Origin of the sequence: Flavobacterium sp. YJ01, assembly GCF_029320955.1 — a bacterium.
GTDB lineage: Bacteria > Bacteroidota > Bacteroidia > Flavobacteriales > Flavobacteriaceae > Flavobacterium.
This window is the reverse complement of sequence record NZ_CP119757.1, coordinates 1686184-1710061: the sequence shown is the minus strand read 5'-3', so window position 1 is coordinate 1710061 and position 23878 is coordinate 1686184. Positions and strand designations below refer to the sequence as shown.

The 23878-nt window shown below is 35.8% G+C and carries 15 protein-coding genes, 2 tRNA genes and 2 rRNA genes; 12 read left to right on the top strand and 7 right to left on the bottom strand.

Annotated elements, in window-relative coordinates; genetic code table 11:
* Window positions 1–147: 147 nt before the first annotated feature.
* The 6 genes from P0R33_RS07505 (at window position 148) to P0R33_RS07480 (ending at window position 6823) form a co-directional block, all read left to right on the top strand.
* Complete coding sequence (locus P0R33_RS07505) at window positions 148–510, top strand: DUF1801 domain-containing protein (protein WP_276174863.1); 363 nt, start codon at window positions 148–150, stop codon at window positions 508–510.
* Window positions 511–645: 135 nt separating this feature from the next.
* Window positions 646–1476 carry a Cof-type HAD-IIB family hydrolase gene (locus P0R33_RS07500; protein ID WP_276174862.1) on the top strand — a complete coding sequence of 277 codons (831 nt, stop codon included), beginning with the start codon at window positions 646–648 and terminating at the stop codon, window positions 1474–1476.
* Between the two features lie 194 nt (window positions 1477–1670).
* On the top strand, window positions 1671–4016 hold the full coding sequence (locus P0R33_RS07495; RefSeq protein ID WP_276174861.1) for a prolyl oligopeptidase family serine peptidase: 2346 nt from the start codon (window positions 1671–1673) through the stop codon (window positions 4014–4016).
* Between the two features lie 127 nt (window positions 4017–4143).
* A complete protein-coding gene (locus P0R33_RS07490; RefSeq protein ID WP_276174860.1) occupies window positions 4144–5097 on the top strand; it encodes a phosphoribosylaminoimidazolesuccinocarboxamide synthase in 954 nt (317 codons plus the stop codon).
* Window positions 5098–5128: 31 nt separating this feature from the next.
* A complete protein-coding gene (locus P0R33_RS07485; RefSeq protein ID WP_276174859.1) occupies window positions 5129–6265 on the top strand; it encodes a glycosyl hydrolase in 1137 nt (378 codons plus the stop codon).
* Between the two features lie 177 nt (window positions 6266–6442).
* Entirely contained in the window at window positions 6443–6823 is a 381-nt protein-coding gene (locus P0R33_RS07480) for an ankyrin repeat domain-containing protein (protein ID WP_276174858.1), read from the top strand.
* Window positions 6824–6895: 72 nt separating this feature from the next.
* Here the strand turns inward: P0R33_RS07480 and P0R33_RS07475 are convergent, their stop codons facing one another.
* Complete coding sequence (locus tag P0R33_RS07475; RefSeq protein WP_276174857.1) at window positions 6896–7432, bottom strand: SRPBCC family protein; 537 nt, start codon at window positions 7430–7432, stop codon at window positions 6896–6898.
* A gap of 381 nt (window positions 7433–7813) precedes the next feature.
* Between P0R33_RS07475 and P0R33_RS07470 the strand changes: the two genes are divergently transcribed.
* On the top strand, window positions 7814–8194 hold the full coding sequence (locus tag P0R33_RS07470) for an ankyrin repeat domain-containing protein (protein WP_276174856.1): 381 nt from the start codon (window positions 7814–7816) through the stop codon (window positions 8192–8194).
* A 176-nt stretch (window positions 8195–8370) separates the two neighbouring features.
* On the opposite strand, the gene P0R33_RS07465 is transcribed toward P0R33_RS07470, so the two are convergent.
* The 6 genes from P0R33_RS07465 to P0R33_RS07440 all read right to left on the bottom strand — a co-directional run bounded on the left by P0R33_RS07465 (window position 8371) and on the right by P0R33_RS07440 (window position 17097).
* Window positions 8371–11469 carry a CusA/CzcA family heavy metal efflux RND transporter gene (locus P0R33_RS07465; RefSeq protein ID WP_276174855.1) on the bottom strand — a complete coding sequence of 1033 codons (3099 nt, stop codon included), beginning with the start codon at window positions 11467–11469 and terminating at the stop codon, window positions 8371–8373.
* A 3-nt stretch (window positions 11470–11472) separates the two neighbouring features.
* A complete protein-coding gene (locus tag P0R33_RS07460) occupies window positions 11473–12558 on the bottom strand; it encodes an efflux RND transporter periplasmic adaptor subunit (RefSeq protein ID WP_276174854.1) in 1086 nt (361 codons plus the stop codon).
* A gap of 14 nt (window positions 12559–12572) precedes the next feature.
* Window positions 12573–13820, bottom strand: a complete 1248-nt coding sequence (locus tag P0R33_RS07455; protein ID WP_276174853.1) for a TolC family protein — start codon at window positions 13818–13820, stop codon at window positions 12573–12575.
* A gap of 84 nt (window positions 13821–13904) precedes the next feature.
* Complete coding sequence (locus P0R33_RS07450; RefSeq protein WP_276174852.1) at window positions 13905–15266, bottom strand: HAMP domain-containing sensor histidine kinase; 1362 nt, start codon at window positions 15264–15266, stop codon at window positions 13905–13907.
* Window positions 15263–15943, bottom strand: coding sequence for a response regulator transcription factor (locus P0R33_RS07445; protein WP_276174851.1), 681 nt, complete (start codon window positions 15941–15943; stop codon window positions 15263–15265). Before P0R33_RS07445 ends, P0R33_RS07450 begins: the two co-directional genes overlap by 4 nt.
* Before the next feature lie 65 nt (window positions 15944–16008).
* A complete protein-coding gene (locus tag P0R33_RS07440; RefSeq protein ID WP_276174850.1) occupies window positions 16009–17097 on the bottom strand; it encodes a M42 family metallopeptidase in 1089 nt (362 codons plus the stop codon).
* An 80-nt stretch (window positions 17098–17177) separates the two neighbouring features.
* On the opposite strand from P0R33_RS07440, the gene P0R33_RS07435 reads away from it, so the two are divergent.
* The 5 genes from P0R33_RS07435 (at window position 17178) to P0R33_RS07415 (ending at window position 23746) form a co-directional block, all read left to right on the top strand.
* Window positions 17178–17864, top strand: a complete 687-nt coding sequence (locus tag P0R33_RS07435; protein WP_276174849.1) for a DUF4294 domain-containing protein — start codon at window positions 17178–17180, stop codon at window positions 17862–17864.
* 986 nt (window positions 17865–18850) lie between these two features.
* Window positions 18851–20364: ribosomal RNA gene (locus P0R33_RS07430) — 16S ribosomal RNA — on the top strand.
* Window positions 20365–20489: 125 nt separating this feature from the next.
* A tRNA-Ile gene (locus P0R33_RS07425) sits at window positions 20490–20563 on the top strand.
* A gap of 108 nt (window positions 20564–20671) precedes the next feature.
* Window positions 20672–20745 (top strand) — tRNA-Ala (locus tag P0R33_RS07420).
* A 120-nt stretch (window positions 20746–20865) separates the two neighbouring features.
* Window positions 20866–23746 (top strand): 23S ribosomal RNA (locus P0R33_RS07415).
* The 16S and 23S rRNA genes sit together here with 2 tRNA genes alongside, the layout of an rRNA operon.
* The last annotated feature ends 132 nt before the right edge of the window (window positions 23747–23878 follow it).

The window sequence follows — 23878 nt, the reverse complement described above, 5'->3', positions numbered from 1 at the left end:
TTTAATTTTTACTAAAAATGTTTTTTAGCCAGAGATTAAAGGATTTTTAAAAATCATTTTAATCCTTTAATCTGTGGCAAAAAAATAAAAAAAAATGTAGGTTTTTTAATTTGTTTCTATAAAAACTGCAAAACGATTTTTTTTAATATGAAACAATTAGACGATTTCTACCTAAACCAAGAAGAACCTATAAAAGGAATATTTTTAGCATTAAAAGAAATCATTCTAAAACAAGATCAAGACATTACAAATACATTAAAATACGGAATGCCTTTTTTCTCTTATAAAGGAAAAATGTTCTGCTATTTCTGGATTCATAAAAAATTCAAACAGCCTTATATAGGAATTGTAGAAGGAAAACATTTTGATGAACCATTTTTGATACAAGAAAAGCGATCGAGAATGAAAATTATGATGTTTGATGTAAATGAAGATTTGCCTTTGGAACAAATTGAATTTGTAATTCAAAAAGCTATAAATTTATACAAATCTGGAATTGTTAAGATTTAATTATTTTAAAAGCAATATTTAACTGAATAGTTAAATAAATAATAAACTTCCCTCAATTTTGGCTTTCAAAGCTTGCAATCTTTGTCTAGCCGAGCTTAAAATCGTAAATTTGCATATCATCGATATTTGATAAATATGACAAAGCTTAAAAATATAAAAGTTGTAGTAAGCGACCTTGACGGAACTTTACTCAACCCACAACACAGAATTTCAGAATATACTAAATCTATTTTTCAAGAACTTCATAATCAAGGTTATCTAATTGTTGTAGCTACAGGACGTCATCATCTTGATGCTATGGCGATTATAGAAACACTAGAAATTCCCGTTTATTTAGTAAGTTCAAACGGAGCAAGGATTCATTCACCAAATAAAGAACAACTTTTTGCTTTTAACCTAGACAGCGATGTGGTTAAAGCGGCTTTAAATGTTGAAATTGATCCAGCAATTACAGTAGTTTTATTTAAAGAAAATGTTTGGCAAACGAACAAATGGAATGAAAGATTGAACTCTTTTCAAGCAGAATTAAAATACCGTCCAGAATTGGTTGATTATAAAAGTTTAGAAGATTTTGGAGCAATTAAGATTTTCTTTTCATGTGATGATCACGAAAAATTAGTAAAATTAAAAGATGCAATTTTAGCCAATTCTTCAGAACATTTACATCATGCTTTTAGTTTGCCGACTTGCTTAGAATTTATGGATAAATCTATCGACAAAGCCGTGGCAATCGAACAAGTTTTAGAAAAAGAAGGCTATACTTTAGATCAAGCAGTTTCATTTGGAGATGGTTTTAACGATGTGCAAATGTTGTCAGCTTCTGGAAAAGGGCTAATTATGGGAAATGCTCCTGCAATTTTAAAAGAAACTTTACCAGATTTAGAAGTGATTAAAACAAATGCAGAAGATGGAGTTGCAAAGTATATTGCAACTAAAATTTTAGATAAAGAATTTGCGACGAGCTAAAATCATAAGTAAGAAAAGCAAATAGTTATTTTTTTGAATATTAAACTTTTCTATAAAAATAGAATCCTTGAAGACATTTCTTCAGGGATTTTTTTATTAAATGTGTTAAAAGTAAATAATTTCGCAAGGAAATTGCCAAAACATTTTTTTAGAAGTTTTCAGAGTGTATTTTTGTTTTTTCAAAAAACAAAATTATGACAAAAAACATTTTTACCGCCGCCTTTTTATTTCTTTCTCTTTTAGGAAATGCCCAAGAATTGAAATTAGAAGAAATAATGAAAGGCGAATCTTTTATTGGAAATCAACCCACAAACGGACGCTGGTCTTTAGATGGTAAAAAGGTTTATTTTGAATGGAATCCGAAAGACGAATTAGGACCAAGCACATTTTATTGGCAAAAAGGAATGTCAAAACCTGAAATTGTTTCTCCCAAAGAGGCAGCGTTTTCTCAACAGGATTTCAAAACAAAACCAGGATCAGATTTAGTTTATTATTTAGATAACGGAAGTCTGTTTTCGTACTCAATTCAATCTAAAACAACAAAAAAACTAATTCAGCAATCTTCAAGATTATCCAATTTGGAATTGGGAGCTCAAGATGGAGTTTTATTTTTTGTTCAAAATGAGAACATTTTTAGATACGATACAAAAGCTGGTACAATTTTACAAATCACTAATTTTAATAAAGGAATAAAAAAAGAAATAAAACCAGATACTGAATCTTTTTTAGCAAAACAGCAAAATGAGTTATTCCAATTTATAAGAGATAAGGAAGCAAAAAAACAATGGAATCTTGATAAAAGCAAAGCGGTAAAATCTGATTTTGCAAAACAATTTTTCTATGGAAACGACCGATTTGCAGGACTTCAAGTGAATCCGAATGGTAATTTTGCGACTTTTATTTTGGTCGAAGAGCCAGAGGTTAAAAGCGAAAAAATGGAAGTTTTTATAACAGCAGATGGTTATAATCAAAGTCCGGAAACAAAAGAAAAAGTCTCTACAAAAAACTTCGTGAAAACAAAATTCGGAATCTATTCTGTAGCAAAAGATTCTGTATATTATGTAAACTTTTCGACTTTAAGTCATATTCAAGATGCGCCAAAATATTTTGAATTATATGATAATTTAAAAAACAAAGCTAAAGAAGATAAATTAATTGTTCCTAAAGCGCCAATTTATAACGAAAGTGGCTCACTGGCAATTGTAGATATTAGAAGCCAAGATAATAAAGACAGATGGTTGGTAAGTTTGAATTTGGAAAAAGGTACTTTTGAAGAAATTGAACATCAGCACGATGATGCTTGGATTGCTGGACCTGGAATTCCTTCTTATTCATTTTCTTCTGGAAATTTAGGTTTTTTAGCTGATAATGAAACTATTTATTTTCAATCTGAAGCTACAGGTTATTCGCATTTATACACTCTTAACTTAAAAAGTAAAAAGAAAACACAACTTACTAAAGGGAATTGGGAAGTGCGTGATGTTACTTTATCAAAAGACAAAAAAGTTTTCTATCTGTCTACGAATACAACTCATCCAGGAAATAGAGATTTCTATAAATTATCTCCTGTTGACGGAGTTTTACAGCCGATATTAACAAAAGATGGAGCTCATGAAGTTGTCCTTTCGCCTGACGAAAAATCGCTTCTAGTTCGTTATTCGTATAAAAACATTCCTTGGGATTTTTATATTGCAGACAATAAAAAGAATGCAACTCTGCAGCAAATTTCTTCTTCAGTTTCAGAAGATTTCAAAAAATACAAATGGAGAGAACCTGAAGTAATTACTTTTAAAGCTCAAGACGGAACGCCTGTAAATGCAAGATTATATACTCCAAAATCAGAAAATGCTAATAAAGCAGCAGTAATTTTTGTACATGGTGCAGGATATCTTCAAAATGCGCATAATTTCTGGAGTAATTATTACAGAGAATACATGTTTCATAATTTATTGACAGATTTAGGATATACTGTTTTAGATATTGATTATAGAGGAAGTGACGGCTACGGACGTGATTTTAGAACTGGAATTTACCGTTTTATGGGAGGAAAAGATTTATCTGATCATCTTGATGGTAAAAAATATCTGGCAGAAAAATACGGTATTGATACTAATAGAGTAGGAATTTATGGAGGTTCGTACGGAGGTTTTATAACTTTGATGGGAATGCTGACTACTCCAGGTGAATTTAAATCGGGTGCTGCTTTGCGTTCTGTGACGGATTGGGCGCATTACAATCACGGGTATACGGGAAATATTTTGAACTTTCCAGAAACAGATCCAGAAGCTTACAAAAAAAGTTCGCCAATTTATTTTGCCGATAATTTAAAAGGAAATCTGGTAATGCTTCACGGAATGGTTGATGATAATGTGGAGTACAAAGATATTGTACGTTTGTCTCAGCGTTTTATCGAATTGCAAAAAAAGAACTGGAGTTTAGCATCATTTCCAGTTGAAGCCCACGGTTTTAAAGAAACCTATTCATGGATAGATGAATACAGCAGAATTTTGAATTTATTTAATGAAACACTTTTGAAATAATAGTTTTCAGTCACAGTTTTCGGTCACAATATTAAAACTGAAAACTGTGACTGAAAACTGAATACTTTCTTGCTTGCTCTTTTAAATAGTTTTAAATTTGCATGCATAAAAAAACAACACAACAAAAATGAGCAATACAATCACAACTACAAATTTTAATTTCCCGAATCAGAAATCAGTTTACCGCGGAAAAGTTAGAGAAGTTTATAATATCAACGATGAGCTTTTGGTAATGGTGGCAACCGATAGACTTTCGGCTTTTGATGTGGTTTTGCCAAAAGGAATTCCTTACAAAGGACAAATCTTAAATCAGATTGCAACTAAATTTATGGAATTAACAGAAGATATTGTTCCAAACTGGTTAATTGCAACTCCTGATCCAAATGTTGCTGTTGGACATTTATGTGAGCCTTTTAAAGTAGAAATGGTAATTCGTGGATATTTATCAGGACATGCAGCTCGTGAATATGCAGCGGGAAGAAAACAAATTTGCGGTGTTGCTATGGCAGAAGGTTTAAAAGAAAATGATAAATTTCCAGAACCAATTATTACGCCGACAACAAAAGCAGATAACGGTTCTCATGACGAAGATATTTCTCGTGAAGACATTTTAGCAAAAGGAATTGTTTCTGAAGAAGATTATTTAGTTTTAGAAAAATATACTCGCGCTTTATTTCAAAGAGGAACTGAAATTGCAGCTTCTCGCGGATTAATTTTAGTAGATACAAAATACGAATTCGGAAAAACAAAAGACGGAGTTATTGTTTTAATTGATGAAATTCATACACCAGATTCTTCTCGTTATTTTTATGCAGATGGATATGCTGAAAGACAAGAAAAAGGAGAAGAGCAAAAACAATTATCTAAAGAGTTTGTTCGTCGTTGGTTGATTGAAAATGGTTTTCAAGGACAGGAAGGACAGCAGATTCCAGATATGTCAGACGAATATATTGCCTCTGTTTCTGAAAGATACATCGAATTGTACGAGAATATTTTAGGAGAAAAATTCGTGAAAGCTGATATTGACAATATAGATCAACGTATTGAAAAAAATGTATTAGAATACCTTTCTTCAAAATAGTAATTTCGGGTTTAAACTAACTATTTAAACCATGAATGATAAAATTAGAAAAAATGCCCTGTTATTTGTATGTCTTATAGCAGGGCATTTTCTTTTGGCACAAATTGATAAAAAGGCGACAAAAGAAACCACAAATCTTTTTCAAAATTTAAAAACAATTTCGAAAAATCATATTCTTTTCGGACATCAGCATGCACTTGAGTATGGACACGGGTGGAGTAATGAACCCAATCGATCTGATGTAAAATCGGTAACGGGTTCTCATCCTGCAGTTGTCGGAATAGATTTTAGTGATTTTTCAGGACGATCTAAAGAACAGCTTGAAAAGACCAAAGCAATTTTAAAGAAAAATGTAATTGAAACTTATGAAAGAGGCGGTATTACAACTGTTTCATGGCATTTTAATAATCCTGCTTCTGACGGCGGGTTTTACTGGAAAGACGGAATTTCTAAAGCTTCAATGTCTTTAATAAAACCAGGCGGTTCGCATCACGAAGAATACAAAGAAATTTTAAAAACAATTGCCAATTTTGCACATTCGGTAAAAGCTAAAGACGGAAAACTTTCTCCAATGATTTTTAGACCTTTTCATGAGTTTGATGGTGATTGGTTTTGGTGGGGAAAATCACAAACTTCTCGTGAAGATTTTATTGCAGTTTGGCAATTTACTGTTTCATATCTCAAAGATACTTTAGGAGTTCATAATTTTATTTATGCTTTTTCTCCTGACAATCGATTTAATTCTGAAGAAGAATATTTGGAAAGATATCCTGGTGATGATTTTGTTGATATGTTAGGAATGGATGATTATGGCGATTTTGGCCGTGACGGCAAATATGATTTAGAAGCAGGAGTACAAAAACTGAAAATCTTTTCTGATTTGGCTATTAAAAAGAAAAAATTGGCCGCATTTACAGAAACAGGTTTAGAGTCGATTCCTAATGAAAAATGGTGGACAGAGGTTTTACTTAAAACTTTAAAATCAGAAAATTTGCAATTGGCTTATGTGTTGGTTTGGCGAAATGACATTACAAGCGCAACGCATTATTACGCGCCTTATCCCGGTCAGAAAAGTGAAAAGGATTTTATCAAATTTTATGATGATCCGTTTACCTTGTTTGAAAAGGATTTACAAAATATTTATAGTACAAAATTCAATTTGAAATAGTATAAATTTCAACAAAAAGTAAAGCGCGATTCAATTATTTGGATCGCGGTTTTTTGTTGATAGATAACGATTTTAAAAAAAAATGTAAATTTTTTCATTTTTAGTGCAACGTTTTACCTGTTGTATGCGTCTATTAATAAATCATCACAATCATCAATCAATTAAAAACAATCAATCATGAAAAAAACAGTAATCGTTTTAGGAACTGCTTTGTTCCTATTTGCAAATTCCGTAACAGCTTCAAATCAAAAGCTTGCAGTTAAAAATCAAACTGAAATTTCTACTTATTTATCATCTCCCTTGCATGTAGCGATATGTAAAGGCGATGTTGAAAGCGTGAGAAAAATTATCGAGTATGGCGCAGATGTAAATAAAATTATAAGAAATATGACGCCTTTAATGCTCGCAGCTCGTTATAATCATGTCGAAATTGTTAAAATTTTATTGGCAAAAGGAGCTTTGCCTTCAATTGAAAATGAACATGGATTAAGAGCTTTAGATTATGCGAGATATGCTAAGTCAGAAGAGTCTGCAGCTTTATTAAAAGGGTTGAAATAAGACCTTTTCAACTCAAAAGAAAAGCCTCATTAATTGATAAATGAGGCTTTTTCTTTTAAATTTATTGGACTTTTATTCCATTTTATCTTTAAGATTTTCAAGACCTTTTTGCAAATCGTTTCCAATCATTTGATCCATTTTAAGCATCGGGAGCATAATATTCGTCGGATAAGGAATAACGCCGCTGATTCCCCATTTGACTTTAGTTTGATTTCCTCCTAGAGGTTCCGTAGACATAAAACCTATAGCAGTATCTTCCATTGGTTTTTTAAATCGAAGAGCAAAATCAATACGTCTGTTTTCTGTTATTTTAGTAATTTCCTGTTCACCAACACCAACTTCTTTTACGTTGCTTTCCCAAGAAGAAAGTGAACCGACTTGGCCTTCGGTACCTTTATAATTTACTTTCATTTTAGGATCTGTATTGGCCCAAACACTAAATTCATTCTGATTTTTTAATGATCTAACATAATTAAAAACAGTATCTACAGGTTTATTAATTGTGATTTCTCTTTCTACGGCATATTCTTTCGGCATAAAATAGGCAACTATTAGAACAATTGAGATAATTAAAATTAGGACGACAAGAATTCTTTTGATAATGATCATAACGTTATGGTTTTATGGTTACTACTTCGTTGATTTCTTTATATAAAACAACTATCGCTGTTAGATTCTGTATCTCTTTTTAATCGGAATGTCTAGTAAAGTTAAATAAATAAGAACTGTTTTTTAGCTGGTAATAAAAAAAAGAGCATTATTCTGTAATTTTTTTCCGTCTTAAGTGTAACATTTTCGGTTTAGTTGCGTCTATTAGTAGGAAACCAATCAATTTGGTAACGTTAGGCTCTTATTATTATCGTTTTATTAAGCAAATGTTAAGTATTAGTTAAAACACGGTACTTTGTATTGCATAATACGATTTAATAATTACCTTTGAATAGAAATTAAAATCATCATTAATCAATCATTTAACAACAATCAATCATTATGAAAAAATCAGTTATTTATTTAGGAGTAGCCTTATTATCATTAGGAAATGTAGCAATGGCTTCAAACGGAACTTCATCTTTAAACAATAAAGTAGAACGTACTAAAAATTTTGCAACACCTTTAACAGTGGCAATCAGCAAAGGAGATCTTGAAACAGTAAAGAAATTTATTGAATACGGAGCAGATGTAAACCAAATGTCTGAAGACCTATCACCATTAATGACGGCAGCGCGTTACAATAAAGTTGAAATTATTAAAGTTTTATTAGCAAACGGAGCACGTCCTAGTGAGAAAAATGACAAAGGATTTACTGCATTAAAATACGCAGAATTATCAAATGCTACAGAAGCAATTGCAATTTTGAAGGATTTGAAATAATCAGTTTAAGACTTTGAGTTAGTGGACAAATGACCTTTCTGAGCAAAAGGTCATTTTTTTTGCTTTATATTTAAGTTTTCATTTATTTCTAAAAGTAAAAAAGCACCATTACAAGAATGATGCTTTTCCCTTTTTAAACCCAACAATTGATTTAAAAAATCTAAAAAAATAAACTATTATTCGATTGGTACATGTTTTTTACGATTGAATACCCAAAATAGAATCGGGAAAACCAATAATGTCAAAACGGTTGCGGTTACTAAACCTCCGATAATTACTATGGCAAGAGGTTTTTGTGATTCTGAACCAATTCCTGTAGAAATTGCTGCAGGCATTAATCCTATAGATGCCATTAAAGCGGTCATTACTACGGCTCTTGTTCTTGCTTTTACTCCCATAAATATGGATTCTTCGAGCGTAAACTTCGCCTTCAAATTATGATGAAATTCGGATATTAGAATTACACCATTTTGAATACATATTCCTAAAAGAGCAATAAAACCAACTCCAGCCGAGATTCCAAAGTTCATTCCTGTAAGATGTAAGGCGATAATTCCACCAATTATAGCAAAAGGAACATTGGCTAGAACCAAAAGCGAATCTTTAAAGTTTCCAAACAGAATAAATAACAGTACAAAAATTCCAATTAAACTGATTGGTACAACCTGAGCCAAACGCGCACTCGCACGAACTTGGTTCTCAAATTCGCCTGTCCAACCAGTTGTGTAACCGGCAGGAAGTTTTAATTTATTTACTTTTTGCTGTGCTTCTGCAATTGTACTTCCTAAATCTCGATCACGAACAGAGAATTTTACTCCGATAAAACGTTTGGTATTATCTCTATAAATAAACGCTGGTCCAGTAATTGTTTTAATGTCGCAGATTTCTTTTAATGGAATTTTAACACCGCTAATTGTCGGTACTTTAATTTCTTCTAAATCTTTTTCATCTTTTCTATATTCTTTAGAAAAACGAACACGAACATCAAATTTCTTTTCATCTTCATATTTTTCAGTTGCTGTTTTTCCTCCAAAAGCCAATTCTAAAACCGCTTGCGCATCACTTAATGTTACGCCGTAAGCCGCCATTTTTTCACGATCTAAGATCACACTTATTTCTGGTTGACCAACATTTCGAAGAATTCCTGCATCTTTTATACCTGGAATATCTTTAATTTGAGCTAAAACTTCATTGGCAAGCTGATCCAGTTTATTCAGATCATCTCCATAAATTTTCACCGCGTTTGAAGCTTTAAATCCAGCAACAGATTCTGCAACGTTATCAATTACAGGTTGCGAATAATTATAAGTAATTCCTTGATGAACTTTCAATTTAGTATCCATTTCATTAATCAATTCATCCATCGAAATTTTTCGTTTCCATTCTGCTTTTGGCAATAAATCAACCTGAAGCTGAATGAATCCAAAACCATTTGGATCGGTTCCATCGTTACTACGACCAGTTTGCGATAAGACTTTTTTCACTTCAGGAAAAGTTTCTAAGTCTTTTCTAATCATTGCAGCGGTTTTGACACTTTCTGGAAGGGAAGTACTCATTGGTAATTCTGCTGTTACCCATAATGCTCCTTCATTTAATTGCGGTAAAAATTCTGTTCCTAAAAATCCAGCAGAAAAGAAAACTGCAGCCAATAATCCTGTAGAAGCAATTAATGTTTGAATTTTATGTTTAAATGTCCAAGCAAATCCTTTAGAAACAATTCGATCCCAGAAATTCACAAACGGATTATGTTTCTCTTTTACATTTTTATTTAATAAAATATGAGAAAGAACCGGAACCAAAGTCAACGTAAAAATTAATGCTCCAAGCAATGCAAAACCTAAAGTAAAGGCTAGGGGAGAGAACATTTTTCCTTCTACTTTCTGGAAAGAGAAAATAGGAAGTAAAGCTGTTATAATAATCAATTTTGAGAAAAAGATGGCTTTACCCATTTCTGTTCCTGTTTTTTTGATCAAGCTTCCTTTGGCAATTTTATTAAATTTTTCCATTCCCAATTGATGTGCTCGATGATCTAAGACGACAAATAAACCTTCGACCATTACGACGGCACCATCAATGATAATTCCGAAATCGACTGCACCTAAACTCAATAAGTTGGCACTCATCCCCATCATTTTCAAACATAAAAAGGCAAATAATAAGGAAAGCGGAATTACAATTGATACCGTAAAAGTGGTTCTCCAATCGGCCATAAAAAGGAATACGACAACCGTAACCAGAATAATACCTTCAAATAAATTATGCATTACGGTTTCGGTCGTGAAATTCATCAAATTATCACGATCGTAAAAAGTCTCTATTTTAATATCTTTCGGAAGAACATTATCGTTTAAGTCTTGAATTTTAGCTTTAATTAAAGCCAAAGTTTCCTGTGGATTTTCTCCTTTTCGCATAACAACAATTCCTTCTACAGCATCGTCATTATTTCCTAAACCAGTTTGTCCAACTCTTGGCATGGAACTTTCGTAAACTTCTGCTAAGTTTTTAACCAAAATCGGGTTTCCTCCAGCATCGTCAACAATAATATTTCCAATATCTTCTTTAGACTTTAATAAACCAACTCCGCGAACAACAAATGCTTGTCCGTTTTTCTCAATAACGTCACCACCAACATTTAAGTTTCCTGCATTTACGGCATTATAAACTTGCAAAGGCGTAATATTGTATTTTGCCAATTTGATAGGATCAACTCCAACTTCATACGTTTTAGTTTGTCCTCCAAAAACGTTTAAATCTGCAACACCAGGAAGAGATCGTAATTGTTTGTCAATTACCCAGTTCTGGTAAGTCAATAATTCTCTACTATCCCTACTATTACTTTTTACAATATACCTGAAAATTTCTCCAGTTGGGCCGTAAGGTGGCTGAACATCTGGTTCTACATCATCTGGAAGCGAAACGTTTTTAAGTAGATTGTTTACCTGAAAACGAGCAAAAGTATCATCAACGCCATCATCAAAAATAATTTTGATTACTGATAATCCAAACATGGTAATGCTTCTCACGCTTGTTTTCTTCTGAACAGAGTTCATCGAAATTTCAATCGGAGATGTTACAAAACGTTCTACTTCTTCTGCACTTTTTCCGTTCCACTGCGTGATAATAATGATTTGCGTATTGGTAACGTCTGGAAAAGCGTCAATAGGCATATTTTTGAACGAAATAAATCCAGCAACAGCTAATAATCCAACCCAAAAGAAGGTAAATGCTTTATTCTTTAGCGAAAAAGCAATAATATTTTTTATGAATTTGTTCATGTCTTAATTATTTAAAGCACCATAAATAAACAGCTGATTGTTTGTGATTACTTTCTCGTTTTCTTTTAATCCGCTAGAGATATAAGTTGTATCTCCAACAACTCTGTATACTTCAACTTGTCTGGTTTCTATATTGTTACGATCTTTAAAAACCACAACAAAGTTTTTACTTTTATCAAATACAATTGCTTTACTTGGTACAGCTATCATATTTTGATTTTCATTAAAAGACAATTTAATATTAGCATTCATATCTGGTTTAAGCAGATAGTCAGGATTGTTTAATTTAATTCTTGCCTGCATTGCTTTTGTCTCAGGATCAATTACATTGTAGATTTTATCTACTTTTCCATTAAAAGTTTTATCTGGATAACTTAAAGTTGTTACTGCAGCGCTGGTTCCTAATTTTACCTTATTAATGTCAATTTCATTAATGTTTGACATTGCCCAAACTTCGCTGATTTCTGCGATGTCAAAGATGTTTTCAGAACGGTCATTACGCAAAAGCATATCTTGATTGATACTTTTTTGAATAATGAAACCGCTTATCGGAGCCGTTACTTCGTAAATTGAACCTGCTTTAATATTATAGATTTTGTACGTTTCTTGAATTTTACTCAATTGAGATTGCGCTTTATTCACTTCAGATTTCGCCTGAAGAACATCACTTTCAGAATTTAATTTTCCGTCAAATAGTTCTTGAGCAACTTTCAAATTATTTTTTGCAACTAATAAATCACTTTTTGCGTCAATTGATTGTTTTTCAAAATCAGCAACATCGGTACTTTTTATGGTTGCGAGAACTTGTCCTTTCTTAACATAATCACCAAGTTCAACATTTACTTTCATAACATTTCCACCAACTAACGGATAAACGTCAATCATTTTATTGTTGTCAGCTGTAATTTTTCCATAAAAACTTAACTCATTTTTTAAAGGCAACATTTCTGCGTTTGCTGTTGTTGTAGTTTTTAGCATATCGTTACTTAAAACAAAAGAAGTATTTGTTTCAGGATTTTCGACTTCTTTTTTGCAGCTTGTCAGAGATAGACTTACTATTGCGATTCCTAAGAATAATATATGTTTCATTTCTATAATTTTTTTTAAAATAAATCTTTGTTGATTGTACTGTTTAATTCTTCGCCAGCTATGACGACTTTCTTCTTCAATTCGTTTAACTGAATTATAGCCTGATTATAACTTTCCATGAAATCGGTAAATTCTAGAAGGCTGACATTTCGTTTCTGAAAGTTCGTTAGCATTCCGTTGTAAACAGCTTCAAAATCTGAATTTACAGTAGGTTTAATTACAGAATAATTTTGTCTAGATTCATCCCATTTAGTCCATGCAGCAGTAATTTCTGTTTGCAGTTGCAATTCAAAATTTTGTTTTTCAATTTTTGATTGTTCGAGAATAGTTTGAGCATATTTGATATTTCCTTTGTTTTTGTTCCAAAGTGGTAACGGAATTCCGACGCTCACATTTGCTTCACGATTAAAAGCTCCACTTCGCTGATCGTAATTTGCTCCAAATGTAATATCAGGAACAGAAAGAGATTTTTGCCATTTCACATTCAATTCATTGGCATCAATTTCTTTTTGTTTTGCTAAGTAATCTGGACGATTTGCTATTGCTTGCTCTTCAAAACCTTTAAGATCAAAATCAATTATTTTTAAATACTTGTTCGAATCATCTTTAGGAACTGTCGGAACTACATTTTCAGTTTCATTCATTAACAACTTTAAATTTGCTTGCTCGTCAATATTATCATTAATTACTTCAAGTCGTTCATTTTTAAAATTAAGATACAATGATTGCAGACGAACAACATCTTTAAGCGGAATATTCCCTTTTTGTGCTTGAATAGAATACGAATTAATCAAGTTTTCTATGTGAGCCAGTTGCTTGTCTGTGTTTTCAAGATTTTTAGAATTGTAATAAACGGTGTAAAAACTTTTACGCAATTGAAATTTTAAAGTTCGAAGCAAATCATTAAACTGAAGTTCTGCTAATTTTTCATTGGCTTGAGCCAATTTTACTTCATTTCGTTTCTTTCCGCCAAGATAAATAAGCTGCTCGATCGAAAAAGCTTTCTGACCTTCTTTGCCTACATCAAAAAACTTATCTCGTTCTGGATTATAGGCATTTAATTCAGCCGAAATTGTCGGATTGTCCCAGATACGAGCTTGAATAGTTAGCGCTTTCGAGGCATCAATATTATATTGAGATGCCAATAAAAAAAGATTCTTCTTTAAAAATTGCGTTTCACAGTCTTGAAGAGTAACTGTTTTTTGAGCTATTGCAGCTTGATTTAGAAGTGCAAATAACAGCAGTGCGAATAACTTTTTCATTGTATCATTTTTAATTTGTACAAATATGCTATCAACGGGCTTTAAGAGACCTTAAATTCTACCTTAAAAATAGCTTAAAAAAGTTTACAAATTGAAAAATAACTGAAATAAATTCGTGTTAATATTTGGTATTGAATAGATTATGTTTGCTTTGTGTAAAGTCAATATTCTTTGGACAATTCTTAAACCCAATCCAAAACCAGAAGTTCCTTTAGCGTTTTCTCCGCGCATAAAAGGCTGAAAAAGATTTTTTTGTTCTTCTTCGCTTAATGTATTTCCGGTATTAGAAACCGATACAATCAAATGATAATGATCGGTGCTTATTTTGACTTTGGCTTGCTTGTTGTCTGAATAAATGCACGCATTTTTTAGAACATTTGTTAGAGCGATTTCTAAAAGATTTTTATTTCCTTGTATTTCTAATGCAGTATCAAGATTGTCATTGTCTTCAATTTCAAAAAGGATGACAAAATCCGGAAAAGCTTTATTGATTTTTTCAATAGAAGAAAACAAGATTTCGTCTATTCGCTGCGTTTCGTGATTTTCAGTCCTTTTATTATCTATTTTAGAAAGAATTAAAAGTGAATGAATTAATTCGCTTAAATGATTAACATCACTCAATATTCCATTTAAGAAAGATTTGTTTTTTGGTTGAATATCAGGATCAGAAACAGCATTTTCAATTTGCGAAGTCATTCGCGAAAGCGGTGTTCTTAATTCGTGAGAGGCGTGAGCCGTAAATTCCTTTTGTTTTTGATACGAAATTTCAATCCGATCCATCATAAAATTGAATTCATCTGCAATCAAATCAATTTCATTTTTACTGCTTTTAGATTCAATTCGAGTATCGAGATTGTTTTCGTTTATATTTTTTATTTTTTGATGAAAGTCATTCAACGGATTCATCAATTTTCTAACAGTAAATGAAGTAATAACCCAGCACAAACAAGTGAAAAAGATATAAGATACAATTAAGGTGTAACGCAAAAAAAGCAATTTCTTTTTTCCGTAATCATCTGTCGCCGATATTAAGGCATAAAAATCTTTATCATTAGTATCATAAAAAACACCGTAGACTTCGTAATCACCTTGCTGTTTAAAAAACGTTTTATTTTTCTTTAAATATTTTAAATCATCAACAGACCAATTAATTTTGGCATCGTCGATACTGCTGTAAATAAGTTTATAATTTGAATCAAAAACTAAAGTCTTTTCATCGTATAACTTATTAATAGAGTTTTGATCGATTATTTTTAATAGCTGATTATCAACTTGTTTTACATTAACTAACAATTTAATATTAGATAATGCTTTGATTTCTAAACGATCCCGAAATTCTTCTTTTCTATAATTGGAATATAAAACGAATATCACAGTAGATGCCAGCCCAAAAAGAATGGTAAACAGCAAACTGACTAAAAGTGATATTCGATTTTTTAATGTCATTCCTGATCGCTTAAATAATATCCGTAACCTACTTTGGTACGAATAAGTTTGGTTTCATGATCTTTATCTATCTTTTTTCTTAAGAAATTTATGTAAACTTCAATCGTATTCTGATTGGTTTCTATATGATAATCCCACAGTTTTTCGGCAATAAACTGCTTTGATAATACTTTTCCTTTTGCATGAGCGAGAATAAGAATCAATTTAAATTCTTTTGGTGTAAGTTTTATTTCTCCGCCAGATCTAAAAACTTTCATTTCATCTTCGAAAATTTCCAAATCTTTGACCGCTATTTTGTTCTCGATTTGCTGCGGCACTTCTTTTCTTCTCAAAAGAGATTGAACACGAGCATATAATTCATCAAAATGAAATGGTTTTACCAAATAATCGTCTGCGCCGCTATCAAAAGAAGATAATTTATCTTCAATTTCGCTAAAAGCAGTTAGCATAATAATTGGTGTTTTTTTGTCGATCTCTCGAATGCCTTTGCAAACTTCAATTCCGTTTATTCCAGGAACATTTATATCAAGAATTATAATATCGTAATCATAAGGGAAATATTTTTTCAGCAAAAAAGTTCCATCATAATAAGGAGTACACTCGAATTCTTTAGAGACAAAGAATGTTGAGATTTCTTTAGATAAAGTAAAATCGTCTTCGAGTAGTAGTATTTTCATGTTAGTTTTTATTTGTAAATCTGGTCAAAATAAAATTAAGACCAGATTTACATTTAGGATACATCTTATTTAAAATAAGAAAAAGTCTCGTTGTTTTCAATTTTTAGCAAAGACTCATAAATGAGCTGAATCACATTTTCAACATCATCTCTATGAACCATTTCTACAGTTGTATGCATGTAACGCAAAGGAAGAGAAATCAATGCCGATGGTACACCGCCATTACTGTAAGCAAAAGCATCTGTATCTGTGCCTGTAGCTCGAGAAGTAGCGTGTCTTTGAAAAGGAATTTTATTGTCTTCAGCAGTATTTACAATTAAATCGCGTAATTTATTTTGAATAGCAGGAGAATAACCAATAACAGGACCTTTGCCCATTTTTAAATCGCCTTCCACTTTTTTGTCAATCATCGGTGTGGTAGTGTCGTGACAAACATCAGTAACAATAGCAACATTTGGTTTAATTCTGTGTGCAATCATTTCCGCTCCGCGAAGACCAATCTCTTCTTGAACAGAATTTACGATGTATAAACCAAAAGGAAGTTTTTTATTGTTTTCTTTTAATAAACGAGCAACTTCAGCAATCATAAAACCGCCCATTCTATTATCAATCGCGCGGCAAACAAATTTATTCTCGTTCAAAATCATAAATTCATCAGGATACGTAATCACACATCCAACATGAACGCCTAGAGCTTCAACTTGCTCTTTATTCTCGCAGCCCAAATCAATAAAGATATTACTCAATTTCGGAATTTCCTCTTTATCGCGCAAACGAGTATGAATGGCAGGCCAACCAAAAACACCTTTAACAATTCCATTTTTAGTATGTATGTTAACTCTTTTCGAAGGCGCAATTTGATGGTCAGAGCCACCATTTCTAATTACATAGATTAAACCATCATCCGTAATATAATTTACATACCAAGAAATTTCGTCCGCATGACCTTCAATAACAACTTTGTAAGGAGCATCAGGATTAATTACACCAACAGCTGTTCCATAAGTATCTGTTATGAAATTATCAACATAAGGCTCCAAATAATTCATCCAAAGCTTTTGTCCCTCGCTTTCGTAACCAGTAGGAGAGGCATTATTTAGGTAGCTTTCCAAGAAAGCGATAGAAGTATCTTTTAAAATAGATTTCGTGCTCATAAAATATTTTTTTGCTAAAATATAAATTTGGTATTAGAGTTGTGTATAAATATATAATTTTACATTTAAATTATGATTCGATGAGATTAACCGGCTTTATTTTATTTATAGTATTTGTTTCCTTTTCATGTCACGCCCAAATTACTCCAAAAGAGAATGAACAGATGGGATATATATTAACGGAAAAAGATTCTATTTTAAATGATACTATTCAATTGCCTGAAATAATTATTTCTAAAGAAAAAAAATTAAGCGCAGAAGAAATGAAGCAATTTCAAATTCTTCAGAATAGAGTTTATAAAGTTTATCCCTATGCAAAATTGGCTTCAGAAAGATTGACGGCTTTAAATAACGGAATGGCTCGTTTAAAAACAAGAAGCGAGAAAAAGAAGTATTTTAAAATTGTAGAAGACTACCTTAATAATGAATTCGAAGAAAGACTTAAAAAACTTTCGCGAAAGCAAGGACAAATATTGGTAAAGCTTATCCATCGCCAAACAGGAATCACAACCTACGAACTAATTAAAACATTAAAAAGCGGATTCAAAGCATTTGTTTCTAACACAACCGCAAATTTGTTTGATATAAGTTTAAAGACAGAATACAAGCCTTATGATGTAAATGAAGACTATTTAATTGAAACAATCTTACTTCGGGCATTTGAATCTGGCCGATTGGTAAATCAAAAACCAGCAACTCCTATTGATTATGACGATTTATCTCTTAAATGGCAACAAAGAGCAAAGGAATTAAATAAACCAAATTAAGTAATTCATAATTCTACTTATATATAAGTATACAACCCGACAGATTTTAAAAACCTGTCGGGTTTCTTTTTTTATAAGCATACATATATAATATAGTATAGATTCCGATTTACTGTAGAGGCGTACCGCAGTGCGTCTTCTGCGTAAAGCATATATTAAGGATATGGAATCGGGAGCATTTATGATTGGTCTTGGCATTTATAAGGAGCTTTTTCCCGCTATGCGCTCCAATCTTTTTGGGCTAACCCCGCCGCAAAATGGATTTCCTCCCGAAGCTTCGGGACTATCGGGGCTAGTTCGGCTGTTTTCGGAAGAGCCTTTTTGCAAAGAATGAATTTTTCGGGCATAGAGAAAGGGCAGAAAACGCCCCCAAAACCTGAAAAACCCCAAAAAACGGGAATGCGGAAGCGGCAGCAAATAGGGAAAACATAGCCAAACGGAGAAAAGCCTTACGAATGGCAAAAAAAAGCGCATCCGTAAAGAATGCGTTATCAGCGCGTTAAGAAAAAGTTTTAAAAAACATTGAAATTATATAAACAAAAGGCTTGCGAATGTAAATAAAGGTTGTACTTTTGCACCCGCAACAGCGAAAAACGCTCATCGAAATACTGCAGAAGAATAGGAATCGGAAGGGAAGAAATTTTCTGAAAAAAAGATTCGGAAAAGCTTGCAGGAAAAGAAAAAGGTTTTTACATTTGCACCCCGCAAAACAGGGAAAGTTCATTGTAATATCGGAAGGGAAATCGGGAAAAGGAGACGAAAAAAAAGTTTCAAAATTTTTCAATTTTTTCTTGCGAGAAACAAAAAGAAGTTTTAGTTTTGCACCCGCTTTGAGAGATAAGCGAAAGACAAAAAAATTACGTTCGTAGACATATTGAATTGACAGCCGTTCCGATGCAAATCGGAACAGAAAAAATAAGAGTAATGGAATCGTAAGATTCGAATAAGACCGACTGGAAAAGCATCGCATAATAATATTAAAATATACGATGAAGAGTTTGATCCTGGCTCAGGATGAACGCTAGCGGCAGGCTTAACACATGCAAGTCGAGGGGTAGGATTCTTCGGAATCTGAGACCGGCGCACGGGTGCGTAACGCGTATGCAATCTGCCTTTCACAGAGGGATAGCCCAGAGAAATTTGGATTAATACCTCATAGCATAATGAGTTGGCATCAGCACATTATTAAAGTCACAACGGTGAAAGATGAGCATGCGTCCCATTAGCTAGTTGGTAAGGTAACGGCTTACCAAGGCAACGATGGGTAGGGGTCCTGAGAGGGAGATCCCCCACACTGGTACTGAGACACGGACCAGACTCCTACGGGAGGCAGCAGTGAGGAATATTGGTCAATGGGCGCAAGCCTGAACCAGCCATGCCGCGTGCAGGATGACGGTCCTATGGATTGTAAACTGCTTTTGTACGGGAAGAAACACTCCTTCGTGAAGGAGCTTGACGGTACCGTAAGAATAAGGATCGGCTAACTCCGTGCCAGCAGCCGCGGTAATACGGAGGATCCAAGCGTTATCCGGAATCATTGGGTTTAAAGGGTCCGTAGGCGGTCTTGTAAGTCAGTGGTGAAAGCCCATCGCTCAACGGTGGAACGGCCATTGATACTGCAGGACTTGAATTATTGGGAAGTAACTAGAATATGTAGTGTAGCGGTGAAATGCTTAGAGATTACATGGAATACCAATTGCGAAGGCAGGTTACTACCAATTGATTGACGCTGATGGACGAAAGCGTGGGTAGCGAACAGGATTAGATACCCTGGTAGTCCACGCCGTAAACGATGGATACTAGCTGTTGGGGGCAACTTCAGTGGCTAAGCGAAAGTGATAAGTATCCCACCTGGGGAGTACGAACGCAAGTTTGAAACTCAAAGGAATTGACGGGGGCCCGCACAAGCGGTGGAGCATGTGGTTTAATTCGATGATACGCGAGGAACCTTACCAAGGCTTAAATGCAGACTGACCGATTTGGAAACAGATCTTTCGCAAGACAGTTTACAAGGTGCTGCATGGTTGTCGTCAGCTCGTGCCGTGAGGTGTCAGGTTAAGTCCTATAACGAGCGCAACCCCTGTTGTTAGTTGCCAGCGAGTAGTGTCGGGAACTCTAACAAGACTGCCAGTGCAAACTGTGAGGAAGGTGGGGATGACGTCAAATCATCACGGCCCTTACGCCTTGGGCTACACACGTGCTACAATGGCCGGTACAGAGAGCAGCCACTGGGTGACCAGGAGCGAATCTATAAAGCCGGTCACAGTTCGGATCGGAGTCTGCAACTCGACTCCGTGAAGCTGGAATCGCTAGTAATCGGATATCAGCCATGATCCGGTGAATACGTTCCCGGGCCTTGTACACACCGCCCGTCAAGCCATGGAAGCTGGGGGTGCCTGAAGTCGGTGACCGCAAGGAGCTGCCTAGGGTAAAACTGGTAACTAGGGCTAAGTCGTAACAAGGTAGCCGTACCGGAAGGTGCGGCTGGAACACCTCCTTTCTAGAGCCCGATCAGTTAGCCGCAAGGCACGATTGGGAAATAAGATGCCGGACCATTGGTTTGGAATCGTGATTGCATTACTCTTGCTGTTAATTTAAAAAAATGATAAAAATTAAGTAAAACAGAGTCTCGTAGCTCAGCTGGTTAGAGTACTACACTGATAATGTAGGGGTCGGCAGTTCGAGTCTGCCCGGGACTACTATTTGACTTGATTTGAAGGAAATTCTGGAAGCTGGGATTCACCAAAGGAAATTAGAGAAGAATGGGAAATCTAAAATCTGAATTCTAAAATCTAAGATTTAAAAATGGGGGATTAGCTCAGCTGGCTAGAGCGCCTGCCTTGCACGCAGGAGGTCAACGGTTCGACTCCGTTATTCTCCACAGTTCCGAAAGGAAAAAAGTTCATTGACATATTGAGATAAGAAAATAATAAGAAAGTAGAAAGAACACGTTTTGCGATTTATTGCAAGACGGCAGAGACAAGGCATGCCTTGTCTAGTACAATAAGCAAAATAAGGGCGCATGGGGAATGCCTAGGCTCTCAGAGGCGAAGAAGGACGTGATAAGCTGCGAAAAGCTGCGGGGACTGGCACACACAGATCGATCCGCAGATATCCGAATGGGGCAACCCGCTATGCTGAAGGCATAGCACACCGATAGGTGGGCAAACCCGCTGAACTGAAACATCTAAGTAGGCGGAGGAGAAGAAAACAAAAGTGATTCCGTAAGTAGTGGCGAGCGAACGCGGATTAGCCCAAACCGGCATTGTTACGGCATTGCCGGGGTTGTAGGACCGCGATATTTCATGCATGAGGAACCGGAAGCTTCTGGAAAGGAGCGCCATAGAGGGTGACAGCCCCGTATGGGCAACAAATGTAATGGATAGCGGTATCCTGAGTAGGGCGGGGCACGTGAAACCCTGTCTGAATTTGGCGGGACCATCCGCTAAGGCTAAATACTCCTGAGAGACCGATAGTGAACCAGTACCGTGAGGGAAAGGTGAAAAGAACCGTGAATAACGGAGTGAAATAGATCCTGAAACCATGCGCTTACAAGCGGTCGGAGCCCTTTCGTGGGGTGACGGCGTGCCTTTTGCATAATGAGCCTACGAGTTAACGTTGCCGGCAAGGATAAGTGGTTAAGCCATGGATCCGCAGCGAAAGCGAGTCTGAATAGGGCGCTTTAGTCGGCAGTGTTAGACGCGAAACCGTGTGATCTACCCATGGGCAGGTTGAAGCTGTGGTAACACACAGTGGAGGACCGAACCGGTTGACGTTGAAAAGTCTTCGGATGACCTGTGGGTAGGGGTGAAAGGCCAATCAAACTCGGAAATAGCTCGTACTCCCCGAAATGCATTTAGGTGCAGCGTTATTTTAGTTATATAGAGGTAGAGCTACTGATTGGATGCGGGGGCTTCACCGCCTACCAATTCCTGACAAACTCCGAATGCTATATAATGGTTGATAACAGTGAGGGCTTGGGTGCTAAGGTCCAAGTCCGAGAGGGAAAGAACCCAGACCATCAGCTAAGGTCCCCAAATATATGTTAAGTTGAAAGAACGAGGTTTGTCTGCCCAGACAGCTAGGATGTTGGCTTGGAAGCAGCCATTCATTTAAAGAGTGCGTAACAGCTCACTAGTCGAGCGGACGAGCATGGATAATAATCGGGCATAAACATATTACCGAAGCTATGGATTTGCAGCTTGCTGCAAGTGGTAGGGGAGCATTCTGACAGGGCAGAAGGTGTATCGTAAGGTATGCTGGACCGGTCAGAAAAGAAAATGTAGGCATAAGTAACGATAATGCGGGCGAGAAACCCGCACACCGAAAAACTAAGGTTTCCACAGCTATGCTAATCAGCTGTGGGTTAGTCTGGTCCTAAGGCGAACCCGAAAGGGACAGTCGATGGCCAACGGGTTAATATTCCCGTACTTCTTATTGCTGTGATGGGGTGACGGAGTGATGAAAGCGCCGCGAACTGACGGAATAGTTCGTTAAAGCACCTAGCTATAGGGTCTCTAGGCAAATCCGGAGATCTTGGTGAAATGCGATAGTACTCGGAGTCTTCGGACAAAGAGATAGTGCGCCTAAGGGCTTCCAAGAAAAACCTCTAAACTTCAGGCAATAAGAACCAGTACCGTAAACCGACACAGGTAGTTGAGGAGAGAATCCTAAGGTGCTCGAGAGATTCATGGCTAAGGAATTAGGCAAAATAGACCTGTAACTTCGGGAGAAAGGTCGCCCCGAGCAATCGGGGCCGCAGTGAAGAGGTCCAGGCGACTGTTTATCAAAAACACAGGGCTCTGCAAAATCGTAAGATGAAGTATAGGGCCTGACACCTGCCCGGTGCTGGAAGGTTAAGAGGAGATGTTATCTTCGGAGAAGCATTGAATTGAAGCCCCAGTAAACGGCGGCCGTAACTATAACGGTCCTAAGGTAGCGAAATTCCTTGTCGGGTAAGTTCCGACCTGCACGAATGGTGTAACGATCTGGACACTGTCTCAGCCATGAGCTCGGTGAAATTGTAGTAACGGTGAAGATGCCGTTTACCCGCAGTGGGACGAAAAGACCCTGTGCACCTTTACTATAGCTTAGTATTGACCTTGGATAAATGATGTGTAGGATAGGTTGGAGACTATGAAGCGGCGTCGCCAGGCGTTGTGGAGTCATTGTTGAAATACAACCCTTTGTTTATCTGAGGCCTAACCCCGCGATGTGGGGGACAGTGCTTGGTGGGTAGTTTGACTGGGGTGGTCGCCTCCAAAAGAGTAACGGAGGCTTCTAAAGGTTCCCTCAGTACGCTTGGTAACCGTGCGTAGAGTGCAATGGCATAAGGGAGCTTGACTGAGAGACATACAGGTCGATCAGGTACGAAAGTAGAGCATAGTGATCCGGTGGTTCCGCATGGAAGGGCCATCGCTCAAAGGATAAAAGGTACGCCGGGGATAACAGGCTGATCTCCCCCAAGAGCTCATATCGACGGGGGGGTTTGGCACCTCGATGTCGGCTCGTCACATCCTGGGGCTGGAGAAGGTCCCAAGGGTTGGGCTGTTCGCCCATTAAAGTGGCACGCGAGCTGGGTTCAGAACGTCGTGAGACAGTTCGGTCTCTATCTACTGCGGGCGTTAGAAATTTGAGTGGATCTGATTCTAGTACGAGAGGACCGAATTGGACAAACCTCTAGTGTATCTGTTGTCCCGCCAGGGGCACCGCAGAGTAGCTACGTTTGGAAGGGATAAGCGCTGAAAGCATATAAGCGCGAAACCCACCACAAGATGAGATTTCTTTTAAGGATCGTGGAAGATGACCACGTTGATAGGCTACAGATGTAAAGGCAGTAATGTCACAGTCGAGTAGTACTAATAATCCGTAAGCTTATGTACGCCCTTTTCCCGATCCGCCCAGGCGGATCGGGAGGAAACTTTCTAAACTATTCTTCTTTTCTTTATCTCAGTATGTTAAAATATTTGCTCGACGCAGAGCAGTTGATGGTTAATAGTTGATAGTTGATGGAA

Excerpts from the sequence above, each read along its gene's own strand:
- P0R33_RS07480 (WP_276174858.1), top strand. The coding sequence starts at position 6,443 with ATGAAAAAAACAGTAATCGTTTTAGGAACTGCTTTGTTCCTATTTGCA.
- P0R33_RS07445 (WP_276174851.1), bottom strand. The coding sequence starts at position 15,943 with ATGAAAATACTACTACTCGAAGACGATTTTACTTTATCTAAAGAAATC.
- P0R33_RS07505 (WP_276174863.1), top strand. The coding sequence starts at position 148 with ATGAAACAATTAGACGATTTCTACCTAAACCAAGAAGAACCTATAAAA.
- P0R33_RS07465 (WP_276174855.1), bottom strand. The coding sequence starts at position 11,469 with ATGAACAAATTCATAAAAAATATTATTGCTTTTTCGCTAAAGAATAAA.
- P0R33_RS07495 (WP_276174861.1), top strand. The coding sequence starts at position 1,671 with ATGACAAAAAACATTTTTACCGCCGCCTTTTTATTTCTTTCTCTTTTA.
- P0R33_RS07460 (WP_276174854.1), bottom strand. The coding sequence starts at position 12,558 with ATGAAACATATATTATTCTTAGGAATCGCAATAGTAAGTCTATCTCTG.
- P0R33_RS07440 (WP_276174850.1), bottom strand. The coding sequence starts at position 17,097 with ATGAGCACGAAATCTATTTTAAAAGATACTTCTATCGCTTTCTTGGAA.
- P0R33_RS07470 (WP_276174856.1), top strand. The coding sequence starts at position 7,814 with ATGAAAAAATCAGTTATTTATTTAGGAGTAGCCTTATTATCATTAGGA.
- P0R33_RS07450 (WP_276174852.1), bottom strand. The coding sequence starts at position 15,266 with ATGACATTAAAAAATCGAATATCACTTTTAGTCAGTTTGCTGTTTACC.
- P0R33_RS07475 (WP_276174857.1), bottom strand. The coding sequence starts at position 7,432 with ATGATCATTATCAAAAGAATTCTTGTCGTCCTAATTTTAATTATCTCA.
- P0R33_RS07435 (WP_276174849.1), top strand. The coding sequence starts at position 17,178 with ATGAGATTAACCGGCTTTATTTTATTTATAGTATTTGTTTCCTTTTCA.
- P0R33_RS07490 (WP_276174860.1), top strand. The coding sequence starts at position 4,144 with ATGAGCAATACAATCACAACTACAAATTTTAATTTCCCGAATCAGAAA.
- P0R33_RS07485 (WP_276174859.1), top strand. The coding sequence starts at position 5,129 with ATGAATGATAAAATTAGAAAAAATGCCCTGTTATTTGTATGTCTTATA.
- P0R33_RS07455 (WP_276174853.1), bottom strand. The coding sequence starts at position 13,820 with ATGAAAAAGTTATTCGCACTGCTGTTATTTGCACTTCTAAATCAAGCT.
- P0R33_RS07500 (WP_276174862.1), top strand. The coding sequence starts at position 646 with ATGACAAAGCTTAAAAATATAAAAGTTGTAGTAAGCGACCTTGACGGA.